At 49.7% G+C, this 17,706-nt stretch carries 16 protein-coding genes; 5 read left to right on the top strand and 11 right to left on the bottom strand.

Annotated elements, in window-relative coordinates; translation table 11 throughout:
• Positions 1-3: 3 nt before the first annotated feature.
• The 5 genes from A9180_RS09440 to A9180_RS09460 all read right to left on the bottom strand — a co-directional run bounded on the left by A9180_RS09440 (position 4) and on the right by A9180_RS09460 (position 6,210).
• Entirely contained in the window at positions 4-1,002 is a 999-nt protein-coding gene (locus A9180_RS09440) for a LacI family DNA-binding transcriptional regulator (protein ID WP_064528243.1), read from the bottom strand.
• A gap of 64 nt (positions 1,003-1,066) precedes the next feature.
• Positions 1,067-2,647, bottom strand: a complete 1,581-nt coding sequence (locus A9180_RS09445) for an FGGY-family carbohydrate kinase (protein WP_064528245.1) — start codon at positions 2,645-2,647, stop codon at positions 1,067-1,069.
• A 52-nt stretch (positions 2,648-2,699) separates the two neighbouring features.
• Positions 2,700-3,650, bottom strand: coding sequence for an ABC transporter substrate-binding protein (locus A9180_RS09450; RefSeq protein WP_064528248.1), 951 nt, complete (start codon positions 3,648-3,650; stop codon positions 2,700-2,702).
• 73 nt (positions 3,651-3,723) lie between these two features.
• Positions 3,724-4,707, bottom strand: a complete 984-nt coding sequence (locus tag A9180_RS09455; RefSeq protein ID WP_064528251.1) for an ABC transporter permease — start codon at positions 4,705-4,707, stop codon at positions 3,724-3,726.
• A 3-nt stretch (positions 4,708-4,710) separates the two neighbouring features.
• Positions 4,711-6,210, bottom strand: coding sequence for a sugar ABC transporter ATP-binding protein (locus A9180_RS09460; RefSeq protein WP_064528253.1), 1,500 nt, complete (start codon positions 6,208-6,210; stop codon positions 4,711-4,713).
• Between the two features lie 469 nt (positions 6,211-6,679).
• On the opposite strand from A9180_RS09460, the gene fucI reads away from it, so the two are divergent.
• The 3 genes from fucI to fucU are packed head-to-tail and all read left to right on the top strand — an operon-like array spanning position 6,680 to position 10,358.
• Positions 6,680-8,455: an L-fucose isomerase gene (fucI, locus tag A9180_RS09465; protein ID WP_064528256.1), complete on the top strand. Its 1,776-nt coding sequence runs from the start codon at positions 6,680-6,682 to the stop codon at positions 8,453-8,455.
• 54 nt (positions 8,456-8,509) lie between these two features.
• Positions 8,510-9,928: an L-fuculokinase gene (fucK, locus tag A9180_RS09470; protein WP_064528259.1), complete on the top strand. Its 1,419-nt coding sequence runs from the start codon at positions 8,510-8,512 to the stop codon at positions 9,926-9,928.
• A 1-nt stretch (position 9,929) separates the two neighbouring features.
• On the top strand, positions 9,930-10,358 hold the full coding sequence (gene fucU / locus A9180_RS09475; RefSeq protein WP_064528261.1) for an L-fucose mutarotase: 429 nt from the start codon (positions 9,930-9,932) through the stop codon (positions 10,356-10,358).
• 36 nt (positions 10,359-10,394) lie between these two features.
• On the opposite strand, the gene rlmM is transcribed toward fucU, so the two are convergent.
• The 4 genes from rlmM to A9180_RS09495 all read right to left on the bottom strand — a co-directional run bounded on the left by rlmM (position 10,395) and on the right by A9180_RS09495 (position 13,397).
• Positions 10,395-11,495, bottom strand: a complete 1,101-nt coding sequence (rlmM, locus tag A9180_RS09480; RefSeq protein ID WP_064528264.1) for a 23S rRNA (cytidine(2498)-2'-O)-methyltransferase RlmM — start codon at positions 11,493-11,495, stop codon at positions 10,395-10,397.
• Positions 11,488-11,883: a DUF423 domain-containing protein gene (locus A9180_RS09485; protein WP_000203905.1), complete on the bottom strand. Its 396-nt coding sequence runs from the start codon at positions 11,881-11,883 to the stop codon at positions 11,488-11,490. The genes rlmM and A9180_RS09485 overlap by 8 nt, the downstream gene beginning before the upstream one ends.
• Positions 11,884-11,901: 18 nt before the next feature.
• Complete coding sequence (gene gcvA, locus A9180_RS09490; protein ID WP_064528267.1) at positions 11,902-12,819, bottom strand: glycine cleavage system transcriptional regulator GcvA; 918 nt, start codon at positions 12,817-12,819, stop codon at positions 11,902-11,904.
• A 350-nt stretch (positions 12,820-13,169) separates the two neighbouring features.
• Positions 13,170-13,397, bottom strand: coding sequence for a YgdI/YgdR family lipoprotein (locus tag A9180_RS09495; protein WP_000750396.1), 228 nt, complete (start codon positions 13,395-13,397; stop codon positions 13,170-13,172).
• Positions 13,398-13,588: 191 nt separating this feature from the next.
• Between A9180_RS09495 and csdA the strand changes: the two genes are divergently transcribed.
• Together csdA and csdE are read left to right on the top strand one after the other, a co-directional pair.
• On the top strand, positions 13,589-14,794 hold the full coding sequence (gene csdA, locus A9180_RS09500) for a cysteine desulfurase CsdA (protein WP_064528270.1): 1,206 nt from the start codon (positions 13,589-13,591) through the stop codon (positions 14,792-14,794).
• A complete protein-coding gene (gene csdE, locus A9180_RS09505) occupies positions 14,794-15,237 on the top strand; it encodes a cysteine desulfurase sulfur acceptor subunit CsdE (RefSeq protein WP_064528274.1) in 444 nt (147 codons plus the stop codon). Before csdA ends, csdE begins: the two co-directional genes overlap by 1 nt.
• 56 nt (positions 15,238-15,293) lie before the next feature.
• Here csdE and tcdA read toward each other — a convergent pair whose 3' ends face one another.
• Entirely contained in the window at positions 15,294-16,100 is an 807-nt protein-coding gene (gene tcdA / locus A9180_RS09510; RefSeq protein WP_064528276.1) for a tRNA cyclic N6-threonylcarbamoyladenosine(37) synthase TcdA, read from the bottom strand.
• A gap of 238 nt (positions 16,101-16,338) precedes the next feature.
• A complete protein-coding gene (gene mltA, locus A9180_RS09515; RefSeq protein WP_064528283.1) occupies positions 16,339-17,436 on the bottom strand; it encodes a murein transglycosylase A in 1,098 nt (365 codons plus the stop codon).
• Positions 17,437-17,706 lie beyond the last annotated feature (270 nt).

The following is a 17,706-nucleotide window of genomic DNA, read 5'->3' on the forward strand; positions in this document are numbered from 1 at the left end:
TGATTATTTTTTTCTTCTACGTTTAATTAACTTCATTTCTACTTTAACCGTTTTTTTCACCGGTCTTTCTTCAAGGGCGCTTAACATCATTTCGAATGCTTTTTCAGCCCACGCATTTTCATCCTGCTGCATTGACCAGACATTATTAGCGAGAAATCCCAACATAGGATGTTCATCGAACGTACCTATATTGATTTCTGGTGGTACAGCGCCAAAGCGATCGCGAATCGCACGAACGGCTCCCTCAAGCACAGGTAAAGAAGAGGCGATAAATGCCTGCGGACATCCCTGCTCTTCAATGAGTTTTTCCATAATGACATAGCCGCCTTCAGGAGTATTTACCGGGCCTTCCCGCACCCAATCGCGATGGGTAATCCCTTTTTTTGCCAACGCATTCAAATAACCTGTCAGACGATCGCTAATACTCGGCAAACCGGCATCTCCAAGCAAAAACCATACTGGTGTCTGCCCTGCGTCTAAAATATTTTGTGTCAATCTTTCGCCGCCAGATATATTGTCACTCTCTACCAGTGCGTTATCGGTATATTTAAAATCACGGTCGAGTAACACCATCGGCTTACGAATTTTACGTAAATGATGTTGTTGATTTTCCAGTGTCGAAGGAACAATAAACAGGCCATCGACATTTCGCGCAATAAAAGCTTTTGTTAATTTATTTTCATAGTCAACATCATCATAGGTACAGCTAATAGTGAGTTGATATCCCGAACGTCGACAGCGTTGTTCGAGCTTTTCAGCCAGCGTTGCAAAAAAGACATTGGATATGTTGGGAACAATCAAGCCCAATGTATCTGTTTTGTTAAGTTTAAGGCTGCGGGCAGAATAATTAATGGTATAGCCATAGCGGTCAACATATTCATTGATACGCGTTTGGGTTTTGACGCTGATTCGATATTGTTCCGCTTTTCCATTTAGCACCAGTCGCACGGTCGTAACCGATAACTTCAGGTCACTGGCTATCTGCTCTACTGTTTTAGCCATAGGTATTTCCCAATTAACATCCAGACGTCAAATCACAATCATAAAAGTATTTTTAACTTTTGTCTTATTGCATCAGTTGGTTAACCGCCTGTTGTTGCTCCCAAAGCGTCAGGTAAACCTGGTATTTACGCTCTAAAAATTCACGGCGTTGTGGGTTTGCCCGAATAACCTCTCCGGCTTCAACCATTGCTTTGCACGCAGATGAAAAATCCCCCCATGCTCCGCAGGCCACAGCACCGCTAATTGCTGCGCCCAACGTAACTGCATCTTCTTCTTGTATCAGGTGGATATCGCAGCCTGTCACGTCTGCATATTCGCGTAGCCACAATGGATTGTGTGTTGCACCGCCACATAAGGTTAATCGGGTAATGTTATGGCCATTTTCCCTCAGGGTTTCAATAATATGTCTGGTGCCAAAGGCTATCGCCTGCAAGGTCGCAAGATAGAGTCGCGCGAGCTGATTTTCACCACGCTCCAGCGTTAAGCCATAGACACTTCCTCTGGCATCAGGTTTTGCTCGTGGCGAACGATTACCGTGATGATCGGCAAGCACATGTAGATTTCTCGTGGGTTCAGATTCGTTCTCTTCGAGTGCGGCTACCCATTCATTAATCAGTTGAATCGGATGACACCCGCGTTGCTGCGCCTTGTTAAAGAGATCCGCACTTGCCCCGGACTCCTGAAGCGTCCACTCCACCAGCGCACCGGCAGCGCTTTGCCCACCTTCAGTTAGCCAGTAACCAGGTAGCATGGCCGACCAGTATGGTCCCCAGACGCCAGGTGTGAATATCTTTTTTTCACTGCACAGCATGTGGCAATTCGACGTTCCGCTTATCAATGCCAGCGTTCCTGATGGCTGCGCGCCTGCCAACGCCACACCACCGGCATGGGCATCAATCAGACCGCTCGCCACCACGACATCCGTCGTTAACCCTAGTTCATCCGCAGCATTAGCACTCAATGTCCCTACCGATGTGCCAGGGGGAAGAATGTCAGAAGGAATTTTGTCGAGTAAATCCAGCATGCCTGTAGACTCCAGCAAGCTATGGCTAAAACGTTGCTCATGAGCCAGATAATTCCATTTACACGTTAGCGTGCACAATCCCGCTACGTCTCGCCCTGTCGCCTTCCAGACCAGAAAATCCGCAAGGTCGAAAAAGCGATGAGCGGCCTGCCAGGTTTGCGGTAAATGTGTTTTTAACCAACGTAGCTTTGGTAACTCCATCTCTACGCTCACTTCACCACCAACGTAACGCAGTGCAGAGTCCTTCGTCGCGTTAATCTGCGCCGTCTCGACAGTTGCACGATGATCCATCCACATAATGATGTCGTGTTCCGCAGGTTCCCCGGGGGATACGGCCAGACCTTTACCTTGTGCATCCAGAACGACCAGTGAACAGGTGGCATCAAAACCAAGTGAACGAATCGCCGTCGTCGGAATTTCCGCCAGTGTTATCGCCTCTTTCACCGCTTTACAGACCTGTTGCCAAATCTCAGCCGAAGACTGCTCGACACGCTCGCCGCCAGGACGAAACTGGGAGACGGGTGCAGTAGCGAATGCCAGCCTGCGGCCGCTGTCACTGTAAACACCAGCCCTGACACTGGCCGATCCGACATCGACACCGAGAAAATAACCGTTATGCATAAAGCCTCCCTGACGCTGGAGCTCACGGGGGTGAAAGCTCACCCCCAACATTTTATTTCTTACCGAACGGGTGCAGCAGTTTGTCAATTTCAGGTGTGTTAATGTTTTCAGCATTCACATACTTCACCGGGATATCGATCTCTTTTTCAACGCTTTGCCCTGAAAGCGCAGCATTTAAAGTTTTAATCCCCTGATAGCCAATCTGGTATGCATCCTGAACAACAAAGCCCTGAATGACGCCATTTTTCAGGAAGTTAATAATCGCTTCCGTACTATCGAAACCAATCGCCTTCACCTTACCTTTCAGATTCTGGCTATCAATGGCATTCGCGACTCCGAGCGTTGCACCTTCATTGGTAGCATAGATACCCGCAAGATCGGGGTTTGCCTGAACCAGGTCAATAGTTTTATCCATCGCTTTTTGTGGATCACCATCGCTGTATTGAACAGGTAATACGTTGATGTCCGGGTATTTTTCTTTCATCCGCTCTATAAAACCTTCAGAGCGTTCGATGGCGGAAGAGGTTCCTGCGACATGTGCGATAATTCCCACTTTCCCTTTATTATTCACCTGAGCGGCTAAGGCATCGGCGGCCTGAGCACCGGCTTTACGGTTATTGGTCGCGACAAAACTCACCGGGATGTCCGAATTAACGCCGGAATCAAAGGTCACTACTTTAATCCCACGAGAATTTGCCGTTTCTACCAGTGGAGCGAGCGCGTTCTCGTCGAGGGCTGCCAGTAATAAGCCATTCGGCTTTTGCGCCATTGCGTTTTCAACTAATTGAATCTGCTCGGCAATTTGCGTTTCATCCGCCGGACCGACATAGCTGGTTTTATCCCCCATTTCTTTGGCGGCAGCTTCAGTACCCATTTTTACGGTTTGCCAAAATTCATGCTGGAAACCTTTACTGACGACCGGAAGATTAAAATCCTTTGCCTGTGCGCTGGTAGTCATGCAAGCCAGCAGAGATAACGCATAGACAAAATTCCTGGTTTTCATTGTTGTACTCCGTTTTGAGTGAGTCACCCTTAACGTCAGGGCAGTTATTTCCCGATAAAACAGGGAGCCTTAGTCAACGAATCTTTTTACGTAGGGTATCGAGATAAACGGCTGCCACGACAACGACTCCCATCGCAACCATTTGCCAGAACTGGGAGACGCCCATTAAATTGAGGCCATTTTTCAGGACACTCATAATGAAAGCGCCAATGATGGTGCCGCCAATAGTGCCAATACCGCCCATTAAGCTGGTTCCGCCAATCACCACCGCCGCAATCGCTTCCAGCTCATAACCCACACCTACCGTTGGCTGCCCGGAGTTCAGGCGAGATGCGAGGATGACGCCAGCAATCCCCGTTAATAAGCCACAGAAGGCATAGACGAAAATTTTCACGCGCTGAACTTTAATACCGGAAAGATGGGCGGCAACTTCATTACTGCCAACGGCATAGACGTAGCGACCGATAACGGTTTTCTTCAAAATGTACGCAGCAACAAGCGCTACTATCACGAGGTAGAAGACGGGATAAGGAAGTACATCAAACAAACGCCCCTGGGCGAGCGTTTTGAACGTCGGGTAATCGGCAAAATAGATTGCGCGCCCGTCGGTCATCACCATATTGATGCCCCTGACGGACATCATCAGACCCAACGTGGCGATAAACGGTGGAATGGTCATTTTTGTGACCAACAAACCATTCACATAGCCGCATAATCCACCTGCTAAAACACCGGCAATAATACAAACAGGCAGCGGTAGACCCAGCGTGGCGCAAATACCCACGGCGACACCAGAGAACGCCACCACCGACCCCAGTGAAAGGTCGATTCCGGCAGTAATAATGACGAAAGTTACGCCAATAGCCATGATGCCGATTACCGACGTTTGCAGAGCAATCGTCATGATATTTTCGGTATTAAAGAAAAATGGCGAGCTAAAGCTAAAAAACAGGACAAGAATAATCAGGCTGAAAAGTGGTGCCAGGCGCATCAAGAGTTCTTTATTAATTTTTATTTTCTTATTATTGCTGTCTGAAGAGGTTACAGAGATAGTCATATTTTAATCCTCTAACGTCGCGTATTGCATAATTTTTTCTTGTGTGGCTTCATTCGCGCTAAGTTCACCAGTAATTCGACCACTGCGCATCACTAAAATACGGTCGCACATCCCTAACACTTCCGGTAATTCAGAGGAGATCATGATAATTGATTTCCCCTTAGCCACGAGGCGATTCATTAACTCATAAATTTCCAGCTTGGCGCCAACATCAATGCCGCGAGTAGGCTCATCGAAAATTAAAATATCAGTATCTTTACAGACCCAGCGCGCAATAATAATTTTCTGCTGATTTCCTCCACTTAGATTTAATGCTGCCTGTTCAAGATGTGGTGTTTTAAACCTTAACGCTTTTACCTGTTGCTCACTGGTTTGTTGGCAACGACGCGAATCGACATTACCAAAACGATCGGAATATTCAGGATAATTTCCCAACATAATATTCCGTTCCACAGACAAGTTAAGTGCCAGACCTTCTTTTTTGCGGTCTTCCGTCAGGTAACTGATCCCTTGCTGAATAGCATCCGAAATATCCTTAATAACAGTTTCCTTACCGTTCAATTTTAGCGTTCCGCTGTCAATGGCGTCCGCACCAAAAATCGCGCGCGCAAGCTCAGTACGGCCAGCGCCCATGAGTCCGGCAAAGCCGAGGATCTCGCCACAATAAAGCGTGAAATTAATATCGTTAAGTACGCCTTTGCGCGTCAGTCCATTCGCCTCCAGTACTGGAATCTTCTGCTGCAACGCCTCGCGGCGAGGGTAAATATTCCCTAAATCGCGACCGACCATCATGGCAATCAAATCGCTGATATTTACGCATTCATAATCCACAGTGCTGATGTACTGGCCATCACGCATTACGGTCGCACGATCGGCAATAAGCGCCAGTTCTTCAAGGCGGTGAGAAATATAAACTATTCCAGTGCCCTGCTCTTTCAATAATCGGGTAACGCGAAATAAGCTTTCAATTTCAGTTTCTGTTAACGCCGCGGTGGGTTCATCCATAATTAATATCTTCGCGTTAACAGAAATAGCTTTAGCTATTTCCACCATTTGCTGCTGGGCAACCGTAAGATCGGCAACCAGAGTATCTGGTGAGATTGCCAGATTTAATTTTTGCAAAATCTCAATCGTCGCCTGACGTTGCTGTTTTTCGTCCAGCCGCCAGCGATTCTTTTTACAAAACTCTCTACCAATAAAAATATTTTCTTCTACCGTGAGTTCTGGAAATAAGTTGAACTCCTGATGAATAATTGTAATACCAACGCGCTGTGCACTTAATGGATCCAAGAATGAAACAGGTTGGTCTTCAAAAATCATTTCACCTTCGTCAGGTTGATAAACCCCCGACAAAATTTTCATTAAGGTAGATTTTCCTGCACCATTTTCCCCCAATAATGCATGAACCTCGCCCCGACGTAGGGTAAATTGCACGTCATTAAGCGCCAACACTCCAGGAAAGCGTTTGGTGATATGCTTCATTTGCAAAAATGTTTCGGACATTGCAGCTTTCCTCAATAATCAGAAACTGAAAATGTGAAGTACGGCATAAACGTCGCTACTAAAGCCATCTCCACTGTGATACGAATAACGTTTGAATAGATATTTATCGCATCAATTTATTTTCCGCATTTGCTAACTCGAGTTAGCGTCCACCTTTTAAAGGCTATTTTAGGTCTACAAATTAGCCAAATCATTTGAGGTAAAACTGTGATGCATAACCATTAAAATGTAATAACCACATGATTATTAAAAATATTGTTTTTTATCCTGGTAAATAACAATTTGACAGAGATCGAATTTTAACCACTTCTCGTGAACCCACTCACATTTCAACAACAAAAAAGTTGTGTATAAAAAGCCTACACACCTAAGCTAACTCGAGTTAGCAATTAATGATCAATACTACTGCTTCGGTGGTTTCCTTTCTCCGCCTTAGCAGAGCGCCAATAAAGCGAAATGAGGAATCCTGATGAAAATTAACACGTTACCGAAAGTTGGCATCCGTCCGGTTATCGACGGTCGTCGCATGGGCGTGCGTGAGTCGCTTGAAGAACAAACGATGAATATGGCGAAAGCCACGGCCGCACTACTGACCGAGAAACTGCGCCATGCCTGCGGCACTCCCGTTGAATGCGTGATTTCAGATACCTGCATCGCCGGTATGGCCGAATCTGCTGCCTGCGAAGAAAAATTCAGCCGCCAGAATGTGGGGCTCACTATTACCGTAACGCCTTGCTGGTGCTACGGTAGCGAAACCATTGACATGGATCCAACGCGCCCGAAAGCCATTTGGGGATTTAACGGTACTGAACGTCCTGGCGCCGTTTATCTGGCTGCCGCACTGGCTGCCCATAGTCAGAAAGGTCTGCCCGCGTTTTCTATTTACGGTCATGACGTACAGGATGCCGGAGATACCTTGATTCCTGACGACGTTGAAGAAAAACTGCTGCGCTTTGCCCGCGCAGGCCTGGCGGTTGCCAGTATGAAGGGCAAAAGCTACCTGTCGCTGGGCGGCATTTCAATGGGTATCGCCGGATCCATTGTTGATCATAACTTCTTTGAATCCTGGCTAGGAATGAAAGTCCAGGCGGTGGATATGACCGAACTGCGTCGCCGCATCGATCAGAAAATTTATGATGAAGCAGAACTGGAACTGGCGCTGGCCTGGGCCGATAAAAACTTTCGCTTTGGCGAAGACAAAAATGCCAAACAATATCAGCGTAATGATGAGCAAAACCGCCAGATTTTACGCGAAAGCCTGCTGATGGCGATGTGTATTCGCGACATGATGCAGGGCAACAGCAAACTGGCTGATATTGGTCGTGTTGAAGAATCACTTGGCTATAACGCCATTGCCGCTGGCTTCCAGGGCCAACGTCACTGGACCGATCAATACCCAAATGGCGACACCGCAGAAGCAATTCTTAACAGCTCTTTTGACTGGCATGGCGTGCGTCAGCCGTATGTCGTCGCGACAGAAAACGACAGCCTGAACGGCGTGGCAATGTTAATGGGTCATCAGCTTACCGGTAGCGCCCAGGTTTTCGCCGATGTTCGCACCTACTGGTCACCGGAAGCAGTAGAACGCGTCACAGGCCAAAAACTGAGTGGTCTGGCGGAACATGGCATCATCCACTTGATTAACTCGGGCTCCGCTGCACTGGATGGCTCCTGTAATCAGCGTGACAGTGAAGGTAAACCGACCATGAAGCCGCACTGGGAAATCACCCAGCAAGAGGCAGATGCTTGCCTGGCCGCCACTGAATGGTGCCCGGCAATCCATGAGTATTTCCGTGGCGGCGGCTATTCGTCGCGTTTCCTTACCGAAGGCGGCGTTCCGTTCACCATGACCCGCGTCAACATCATCAAAGGGCTTGGGCCAGTACTACAAATTGCTGAAGGCTGGAGCGTTGAGTTGCCGCAGGAAGTGCACGAAATTCTCAATAAACGTACTGATTCCACCTGGCCGACCACGTGGTTTGCACCGCGCCTCACCGGCAAAGGACCATTTAGCGACGTCTACTCGGTGATGGCTAACTGGGGGGCTAATCATGGCGTGTTAACTGTCGGTCATGTTGGCGCGGACTTTATCACCCTCGCCTCAATGCTACGTATTCCCGTTTGCATGCATAACGTCGAAGAAACCAAAGTGTATCGCCCTTCAGCCTGGGCCGCACACGGTATGGATATTGAAGGGCAGGATTATCGCGCTTGCCAGAACTACGGCCCGCTATATAAACGTTAATTGCTGGCGCCCGGTGGCGTAACGTCTACCGGGTTTATCCAAGCAGGAGCGACTATGAAACAAGACGTTATCCTGGTGCTCGACTGCGGGGCGACCAATGTCAGGGCGATCGCAGTTGATCGGCAGGGAAGAATTGTTGCCCGCGCCTCAACACCTAATGCCAGCGATTTAGCAACGGAAAACAGTGTCTGGCACCAGTGGTCTATAGATGCCATTTTGCAGCGTTTTGCTGATTGTTGTCAGCAAATCAGCAGTGAACTGGATACTTACCAGATTCGCGGGATAACCGTAACCACCTTTGGCGTGGATGGTGCGCTGGTCGACAGGCAAGGAAATTTGCTCTATCCGATCATTAGCTGGAAATGTCCGCGCACTGCGGCGGTAATGGAAAACATTGGACGATTCATTTCTGCGCAACAGTTACAGACCATTTCTGGCGTCGGCGCTTTCAGTTTCAACACGTTATACAAACTCGTATGGTTAAAAGAAAACCATCCACAGCTATTGCAGCAAGCGCATGCCTGGTTATTTATTTCGTCCCTGATAAATCAGCGTTTAACGGGAGCATTTACCACTGATATCACCATGGCCGGAACCAGTCAGTTGCTGGATATTCAACAGCGTCATTTCAGTCCACAAATCTTACACGCTACCGGCATTCCACATCATCTCTTCCCGCGCCTGGTTGAAGCGGGTGAACAAATTGGCACACTACAAAACAGCGCCGCAACACAACTTGGTTTACCAACAGGTATCCCTGTGATCTCCGCAGGCCACGATACCCAGTTTGCACTTTTTGGCGCCGGTGCCGGGCAAGACGAACCCGTGCTTTCCTCCGGCACCTGGGAAATTTTGATGGTCCGTAGCGCACAGGTTGATACGTCACTGCTTAGTCAGTATGTCGGTTCTACCTGTGAACTCGATAGCCGGGCTGGCCTGTACAATCCGGGCATGCAGTGGCTGGCTTCGGGAGTGCTGGAATGGGTCAGAAAGCTGCTCTGGAATACAGATACTCCCTGGCAAATGCTAATTGAGGAAGCGCGCCTTATTCCACCGGGAGCGGATGGTGTGAGCATGCGGTGTGATTTGTTATCGAGCCAGAACGCCGGCTGGCAAGGCGTCACTCTCAATACGACGCGTGGGCATTTGTATCGCGCAGCACTGGAAGGATTAACAGCACAGTTACTGCGTAATCTGGAGATGCTGGAAAAGATTGGCCACTTCAAAGCCACTGAATTGCTGCTGGTAGGCGGCGGAAGTCGTAACACGTTGTGGAACCAGATTAAAGCCACGGTACTAAATATTCCGCTAAAAGTGCTCGATGACGCTGAAACGACCGTCATAGGTGCAGCCCTGTTCGGCTGGTACGGTGTCGGAGAATTTAGCAGCCCGGAAGAGGCACGCGCGCAGATCCAGTATCAGTACCGCTACTTCTATCCACAAACGGAAGCCGAATTGATAAAGGAAGCATGAAATGTTGAAAACGATTTCGCCGTTAATTTCTCCCGACTTGTTAAAGGTGTTGGCAGAAATGGGGCATGGTGATGAGATTATTTTTTCCGACGCCCACTTTCCTGCCCATTCTATGGGACCACAAGTCATTCGCGCCGACGGCCTGCTGGTGAGCGACTTGCTACGGGCGATTATCCCGTTATTTGAACTGGATAGCTACGCACCGCCGCTGGTGATGATGGCGGCGGTAGACGGCGATGTTCTTGATCCAGAAGTCGAGCAACGTTATCGCGATGCGCTGTCGCTGCAAACACCCTGCCCGGAAATCACGCGTATTGACCGTTTCGCTTTTTATGAACGATCACAAAAAGCCTTTGCGATCGTAATTACAGGTGAACGTGCGAAATACGGGAATATATTGTTAAAAAAAGGGGTTACGCCCTCATCGTAAAAATTATGGCCGGAGCAGACGCCCCGGCTATGTCTTTTATCGTTCGTCGCGACGGCCACCCACAGCAGCCCAGATACGGCGGACGTGCACCGTCACTTCTTCGCGATCGTGATACAACTGACGCGCCTGAATCTGAGCATTGATGCCATGTTCATCAAGCTGTGCCTGAATGTACGCCAGATTGTGTGATACTTCTTCGTAGCGTTTTTTCATTGGCAGTTTGAGGTTGAAGATAGTTTCACGACACCAGCCATTAACCAGCCACTGCGCCATCAAAGCCGCGACCTTCGCCGGTTTCTCTACCATATCGCATACCATCCAGGAAATATTGCTGCGTGTCGGACGGAATTTGAAACCGTCTTCCCGCAACCACGTCACCTGCCCGGTATCCATCAGACTTTGCGCCATCGGGCCGTTGTCGACAGAGTAAACCCACATGTTGCGCTTCACCAGTTGGTAGGTCCAGCCGCCCGGACAAGCGCCTAAATCCACCGCCCACATCCCGTTCGCCAGGCGTTCATCCCATTCATCCGCAGGAATAAACACATGAAATGCCTCTTCCAGTTTGAGCGTGGAACGACTTGGTGCCTCTGCCGGAAACTTCAGGCGCGGAATGCCCATATAGAACGGCGAGTTATTATTGCTCCAGGAGTAGCCGGTATAACAGCAGCCTGGTGCGATAAAGAACACATGCACAACCGGACGCTTCGGCGTTTCATAATTCGCCAGCACACCCGCCTCGCGCAAGGCAGCCCGTAGCGGTACGGTAAATTTACGGCAGAATTTCAGTAACTCTTTGCTTTCGTTGGTATCAGCGACTTCAACGCGCAACTCTCCGCCCTTCTCTACCACACCCTGCAACATGCCAACTATTGGCGTAATACGGTCTTCCGGCGGCAAATGCTGGAGCAGTTCCCCCACCACAAACCACTGGCGGGCAAAAATTAATGAACTAAATGGCAGTTCACGAATTAACTTATCGCCATCTTCCGCTTGATAACATTCATAAATCACATAACCCGCATTCTCTTTTACACGGGCAAAACCGAATATTTCCCGCTGACCGGCCTTATCGGTAATTTCTGCGGCGCACTCTTTTTCAAAGCCCGGACGGCACAACAATACAACCTTATTCATGACTTACGCCCTTGCGCTTTAAACGGATAGCCCCAACTAACATTAATGCCCAGCCCGCGAGAAAACTCACACCGCCGACCGGAGTGACAAACGCCCACAAACGCAGATGAGACAGCGCCAGGCAATAAAGGCTGCCGCTGAACAGCACCGTACCTAGCGCCAGAAAGACGCTACTCCAGTAAAACCAGATACTGATGCGACGTTGCATCGCCACCGCCAGACCTAAAATCGCCAGCGTATGGAACGCCTGGTATTCGAGGCCGGTCTGGATCCAGCCCATTTCAACAGCGCCCATGGTTTTACTTAAAACATGCGCACCAAAAGCACCCAGAGCGACAAAAATGAAGCCGCTAATGGCGGCGAAAATCAGCATAAAACGGCTGGTCATGGTCGTACCCTACATAAATTATTGTTCATAACGAAAGCGAAATTTTTCTTGTTCAGCAGCGGCTTTCGCCAGGATCCATTGGCGAAAGGCGGCTATTTTACCCAGTTCTGCCTGGCTGTCATGACATACCAGATAAAAAGCATTTTTACTGACCAGTACATCATTAAACGGGCAAACAAGGCGTCCGGCCTCGATTTCAGATTGCGCCATCACGTTATTTGCCAGCGCCACTCCCTGCCCGTGAATGGCTGCTTGTAGCACCATGGCGCTATGGCTGAAGATAGGCCCTTGCTGAACGTTGATATGAGCTAGCCCCAACTGGCGGGTATATGTCTGCCAATCTCGCCGGGACGCATCGTGTAATAAAGTATGTTTAGCCAGATCTTCCGGCGTCTTCAAGGATTTCTCACCGGTTAATAGTAAAGGCGAACACACTGGCAACAGGTATTCGGCGTAAAGCTTTTCCACCCGAAGTCCCGGCCAGTTGCCCCGGCCATAAAATATCGCCACATCGACATCATCCGCCAGTTTATCTTCCTGGCGATCGACCGCCTGGATTCGAACGTCGATTCCCGGATAAGCTGAGTTAAAGCTGGAAAGTCGCGGCACCAGCCAGTGGATGGCAAAACTGGGGAGTAAACTGACCGTCAACGCCCCCTTGGCGCTACGGGCCTGGAGTTTACGCGTCGCTTCGGTTAATTGCGAAAATATCTCTTTGATATCGAGAAAATAGCTTTGCCCTTCCTCGGTCAACAGAAGTGAACGATTACGGCGGCGGAACAGTTTTAGCCCCAGAAAATCCTCAAGGGACTTGATTTGATGACTTACTGCGGCCTGGGTCACAAAAAGCTCTTCTGCTGCGCGCGTGAAGCTTAAATGGCGTGCGGCGGCATCAAAAACTCGTAAGGCATTTAGCGGTGGTAATCGTTTTGACATGGCTTTTAAACTTTGATGTTAAATGAATTTAACAATTAGATCACGGTATGTAACCTATTAGTTTTTTTTATCTGAGCCATTATAAATTGTCCGTTGAGCTTCTACCAGCAAATACCTATAGTGGCGGCACTTCCTGAGCCGGAACGAAAAGTTTTATCGGAATGCGTGTTCTGGTGAACTTTTGGCTTACGGTTGTGATGTTGTGTTGTTGTGTTTGCAATTGGTCTGCGATTCAGACCATGGTAGCAAAGCTACCTTTTTTCACTTCCTGTACATTTACCCTGTCTGTCCATAGTGATTAATGTAGCACCGCCTAATTGCGGTGCTTTTTTTTACCCTGCGATCGTGAATTACTGATCCAGCTCGACCATCTCTTTCACGTCGGTACGGTTGATCTGCTGTTTGTTGCCATTAGCGTCTTTATAAGAAATCATACCGGTTTCATCATCCGTCATCGGCTTGCCATCGGCAACAATAGTGCGTCCATCGTTGGTGTGCATCACATAGTTCGAACCGGAACAGGCGCTCAGGGCAAAAGTCAGCATACAGGCAGAGATAATTGCGGCAGTCTTTTTCATCTTCTTCTCCTTAAAGCGATTACTAAATCTTAACAAGATTGATTAACAGGCTAAAATTAACGCCTAACACTATTCAGCATATGTTACTGACGCGGCTTCGACAGGATATCCAGACGATTCCGAGGGTTAGCACTCACCTTGTATCAAAGTGAATTTTGCGTCACGATCGGCGAATCAAGCCGAGGAGTCTCATGAACGTTTTTAATCCCGCGCAATTTCGCGCCCAGTTTCCCGCGCTACAGGATGCGGGCGTTTATCTCGATAGTGCTGCGACCGCACTCAAACCTGAAGCTGTGGTTGAAGCTACCCGGCAGTTCTATAGCCTGAGCGCCGGAAACGTTCATCGCAGCCAGTTTGCCGAAGCCCAACGCCTGACCGCGCGTTATGAGGCCGCACGGGAGAAAGTGGCGCAATTACTCAATGCACCGGATGATAAAACTATCGTCTGGACGCGCGGCACCACCGAATCCATCAACATGGTGGCGCAATGTTATGCCCGCCCGCACTTGCAACCGGGTGATGAAATTATTGTCAGCGTGGCAGAGCATCACGCTAATCTCGTTCCCTGGCTAATGGTCGCCCAACAAACCGGTGCTAAAGTGGTGAAATTGCCGCTTAATGCGCAGTGGTTGCCGGATGTCGATTTATTGCCGGAATTAATTACTCCCCGTAGTCGAATTCTGGCATTGGGCCAGATGTCGAACGTCACTGGCGGTTGCCCGGATCTGGCGCGAGCGATTACCTTTGCTCATTCAGCCGGGATGGTGGTGATGGTTGATGGTGCTCAGGGCGCAGTGCATTTCCCTGCCGATGTTCAGCAACTGGATATTGATTTCTATGCTTTCTCTGGTCACAAACTGTATGGCCCGACGGGTATCGGCGTGCTTTACGGCAAACCAGAACTGCTGGAAGCAATGTCGCCCTGGCTGGGCGGTGGCAAAATGATTCACGAAGTGAGTTTTGACGGCTTCACCACTCAATCCGCACCGTGGAAACTGGAAGCTGGAACGCCAAATGTCGCCGGTGTCATTGGTTTAAGCGCGGCGCTGGAATGGCTGGCAGATTATGATATCAACCAGGCAGAAAGCTGGAGCCGTAGTCTGGCAACGCTTGCAGAAGACGCTCTGGCAAAACGTCCTGGCTTTCGTTCATTCCGCTGCCAGGACTCCAGCCTGCTGGCCTTTGATTTCGCAGGCATTCATCACAGCGATATGGTGACGCTTCTGGCGGGATATGGTATTGCCCTGCGCGCCGGGCAGCACTGTGCTCAACCGCTGCTGGCAGAGTTAGGCGTAACCGGCACACTGCGCGCCTCATTTGCGCCATATAATACAAAGAGTGATGTGGATGCGCTGGTGAATGCCGTTGACCGCGCACTGGAATTATTGGTGGATTAATGACGAACTCGCAATTCGCCGGACATCCGTTCGGCACAACTGTTACCGTAGAGACGCTACGCAATACTTTCGCGCCACTGACGCAATGGGAAGACAAATATCGCCAGCTGATTATGTTGGGGAAACAACTTCCTGCTTTGCCAGACGAATTAAAAGCCCAGGCCAAAGAGATTGCCGGATGTGAAAACCGCGTCTGGCTTGGATATACCGTCGCTGAAAACGGCAAGATGCATTTCTTTGGTGATAGCGAAGGGCGCATTGTGCGCGGCCTGCTGGCCGTGTTGCTGACTGCCGTTGAGGGCAAAACCGCCGCCGAGTTACAGGCACAGTCGCCGCTGGCATTGTTTGATGAACTGGGATTGCGTGCGCAACTTAGCGCCTCTCGCAGTCAGGGACTGAATGCGTTAAGCGAGGCAATTCTCGCCGCGGCGAAGCAAGCTTGATGTTACACAGTTCCAGGTCGGATAAGACACACCCGTCGTCGCATCCGACCTGATATTTACCCCTGACGCGCCGCTTTCGCCATCATCTTCTTCAGCGCATGAGAAACCGCAACAAACCCAAAGGTGGCGGTTACCATCGTCGCGGCACCAAATCCAGATGCACAATCCATCCGCTTCGGCCCTTCTGCCGTGGCTTTCATCGCACACACCGTACCGTCTGACTGCGGGTACACCAGCGCTTCGGTAGAGAACACACAATCCACGCCGAGCTTACCTTTACTGTTTTTCACCACGCCAAAATCGCTTTTCAGGCGCTCGCGCAGCTTCGCCGCCAGTGGATCCTGAATCGTCTTCGCCAGATCGGTAACCTGAATCTGCGTCGGATCAATCTGCCCGCCAGCACCACCTGTCGTGACCAGTGGAATCTTATTGCGACGGCAATAAGCAATAAGGGCCGCTTTGGGCCGTACGCTGTCAATAGCATCAATCACGTACGAATAACCGACGCTCATATATTGCGCTACATTTTCCGGCGTCACGAAATCATCGACGACTGTTACACGGCACTCAGGGTTAATCTGGCGAATGCGCTCCGCCATCACTTCTGCTTTTGCCAGCCCGACGTTATCGCGCAGGGCGTGAATTTGTCGATTAGTATTGGTGACGCACACATCATCCATATCAATAAGCGTTATAGCGCCAATCCCCGTTCGTGCCAGCGCTTCCGCCGCCCAGGAGCCGACGCCACCGATACCGACCACACAAATATGCGCATCAGCAAACAGTTGCAACGCTTTTTCACCATACAGACGCGCAGTGCCACCAAAACGCTGACGCCATGCATCACTAATTACAACAGACATAGCACCTCAGAATTAAAAAGGGCGAGGTTATCCCTCACCCTAAACGCATAAATGCCTGATGCGCTACGCTTATCAGGCCTACATAACTCCTGCAATATATTGAATTTGCATGATTTGTAGGCCGGATAAGGCGTTCACGCCGCATCCGGCATGAACAACGCGCACTTAGCTAACAATCAAAGGACGAGGTTATCCCTCACCCTGTCATATCCGTTAAAACGGCATAAAGAATAACACATCAGCCGCTAAAGACGTTACCTGCCCCTAGGGCCGTTTTCAGCACCCAGACACGGCCATAGTGGTTGTACCAACCTGCGCGGTGTCCGGCTTCTGGTCCAATCCCCTGGTAGATATCGAAGTGTTGGCCTTTGATTGCACCACCGACATCCAGCGCCACCATCAGACGCAGTTCGTACTGACCGTTAAATTTGCCGTTATTATCCAGCAGAGGAACTTCTGCCAGCAAGGTCGTCCCCGCCGGGATAATGCTGCGGTCAGACGCCACCGAAGCACGACCAACCAGCGGCACCGCACTTGCTCCTTTCACCGGTGCAAAAGACTGCGGTTTAAAGAAGACGAAAGACGGGTTCTGCTCCAGCAGTTCGCGAACTTCGGCTTCACTGTGTGTTTCCCCCCAGTGACGAATCGCCTGCATCGACATATCTTCTTTTTTCACTTCGCCACGATCGATTAGCACCTTGCCAATACTACGGTAGGCATGACCGTTCTTTCCGGCATAGCTGAAGAAGTTAAGCGGGCTGCCATCACCAAAATCAATATACCCGCTACCCTGCACATCCATAATGAAGTTATCCATCAGAGAGTTGCTGTAAGCGAGGATATATTTATCGCTCAATGCTCCGGCGTAGATCTCCGCACGAGACGGCAAACGCCCACGTTTTGGCGGCATACGGTAAATAGGATACTGGAACTCGCCCTGACGAGTATGGCGCGCCTGAATCACCGGCGTGTAATAGCCCGTAAACTGCACGTTACCGTAATTATCCGCACCTTCCATCTGCCAGGCGTCAATGCCGAACTGGCGCATATTGCGGGTATCACCGCCCGCACGCAGCCACTCCTGCACGGCGTTATAAACGCTACTCTGGTTGCCATACAGACGCGGCGACGCGTTACGGATATGGTTAATTTGTTCGGCAAAATCACCGGCGTTAATCGGCGCGCCAACGGCATCTGGTTGGTTCACCAGAGAGAAAGGCTGGGTAAATTTCCCGTCTTTATATTGCTGTCCGCGATCGGTTGGTTTGGAGGAGCAGGCGGCTAGTATCGTCACAACCGCGCCCATAAGAAGGTACTTTACCCAACGTCCTTTCATCGTTCTCTTCTTCAGGTTAAAAAAATAAGGCGTTAATGAAGATAACAAACCGTCGCCTTTAATGAAATCCGTAGTGTTACCTGATGCAAATTTTGTACAAAAAACAGACTTCAATGCTTTGTTTTTGTTCAAAGTCATGCCAAATACGTGATCCGGGTAAAAAAAAGGTTGCATGAAAACGCGAGCAGAGTATAGTGCGCATCCACGGACGCGGGGTGGAGCAGCCTGGTAGCTCGTCGGGCTCATAACCCGAAGGTCGTCGGTTCAAAT

Source organism: Escherichia sp. B1147 (assembly GCF_001660175.1).
Taxonomy (GTDB): domain Bacteria; phylum Pseudomonadota; class Gammaproteobacteria; order Enterobacterales; family Enterobacteriaceae; genus Escherichia; species Escherichia whittamii.

Excerpts from the sequence above, each read along its gene's own strand:
- A9180_RS09460 (WP_064528253.1), bottom strand. The coding sequence starts at position 6,210 with ATGTCCGAAACATTTTTGCAAATGAAGCATATCACCAAACGCTTTCCT.
- A9180_RS09485 (WP_000203905.1), bottom strand. The coding sequence starts at position 11,883 with ATGACCAGCCGTTTTATGCTGATTTTCGCCGCCATTAGCGGCTTCATT.
- fucU (WP_064528261.1), top strand. The coding sequence starts at position 9,930 with ATGTTGAAAACGATTTCGCCGTTAATTTCTCCCGACTTGTTAAAGGTG.
- csdE (WP_064528274.1), top strand. The coding sequence starts at position 14,794 with ATGACGAACTCGCAATTCGCCGGACATCCGTTCGGCACAACTGTTACC.
- rlmM (WP_064528264.1), bottom strand. The coding sequence starts at position 11,495 with ATGAATAAGGTTGTATTGTTGTGCCGTCCGGGCTTTGAAAAAGAGTGC.
- A9180_RS09455 (WP_064528251.1), bottom strand. The coding sequence starts at position 4,707 with ATGACTATCTCTGTAACCTCTTCAGACAGCAATAATAAGAAAATAAAA.
- A9180_RS09440 (WP_064528243.1), bottom strand. The coding sequence starts at position 1,002 with ATGGCTAAAACAGTAGAGCAGATAGCCAGTGACCTGAAGTTATCGGTT.
- A9180_RS09450 (WP_064528248.1), bottom strand. The coding sequence starts at position 3,650 with ATGAAAACCAGGAATTTTGTCTATGCGTTATCTCTGCTGGCTTGCATG.
- A9180_RS09445 (WP_064528245.1), bottom strand. The coding sequence starts at position 2,647 with ATGCATAACGGTTATTTTCTCGGTGTCGATGTCGGATCGGCCAGTGTC.
- tcdA (WP_064528276.1), bottom strand. The coding sequence starts at position 16,100 with ATGTCTGTTGTAATTAGTGATGCATGGCGTCAGCGTTTTGGTGGCACT.
- gcvA (WP_064528267.1), bottom strand. The coding sequence starts at position 12,819 with ATGTCAAAACGATTACCACCGCTAAATGCCTTACGAGTTTTTGATGCC.
- fucI (WP_064528256.1), top strand. The coding sequence starts at position 6,680 with ATGAAAATTAACACGTTACCGAAAGTTGGCATCCGTCCGGTTATCGAC.
- fucK (WP_064528259.1), top strand. The coding sequence starts at position 8,510 with ATGAAACAAGACGTTATCCTGGTGCTCGACTGCGGGGCGACCAATGTC.
- csdA (WP_064528270.1), top strand. The coding sequence starts at position 13,589 with ATGAACGTTTTTAATCCCGCGCAATTTCGCGCCCAGTTTCCCGCGCTA.
- mltA (WP_064528283.1), bottom strand. The coding sequence starts at position 17,436 with ATGAAAGGACGTTGGGTAAAGTACCTTCTTATGGGCGCGGTTGTGACG.
- A9180_RS09495 (WP_000750396.1), bottom strand. The coding sequence starts at position 13,397 with ATGAAAAAGACTGCCGCAATTATCTCTGCCTGTATGCTGACTTTTGCC.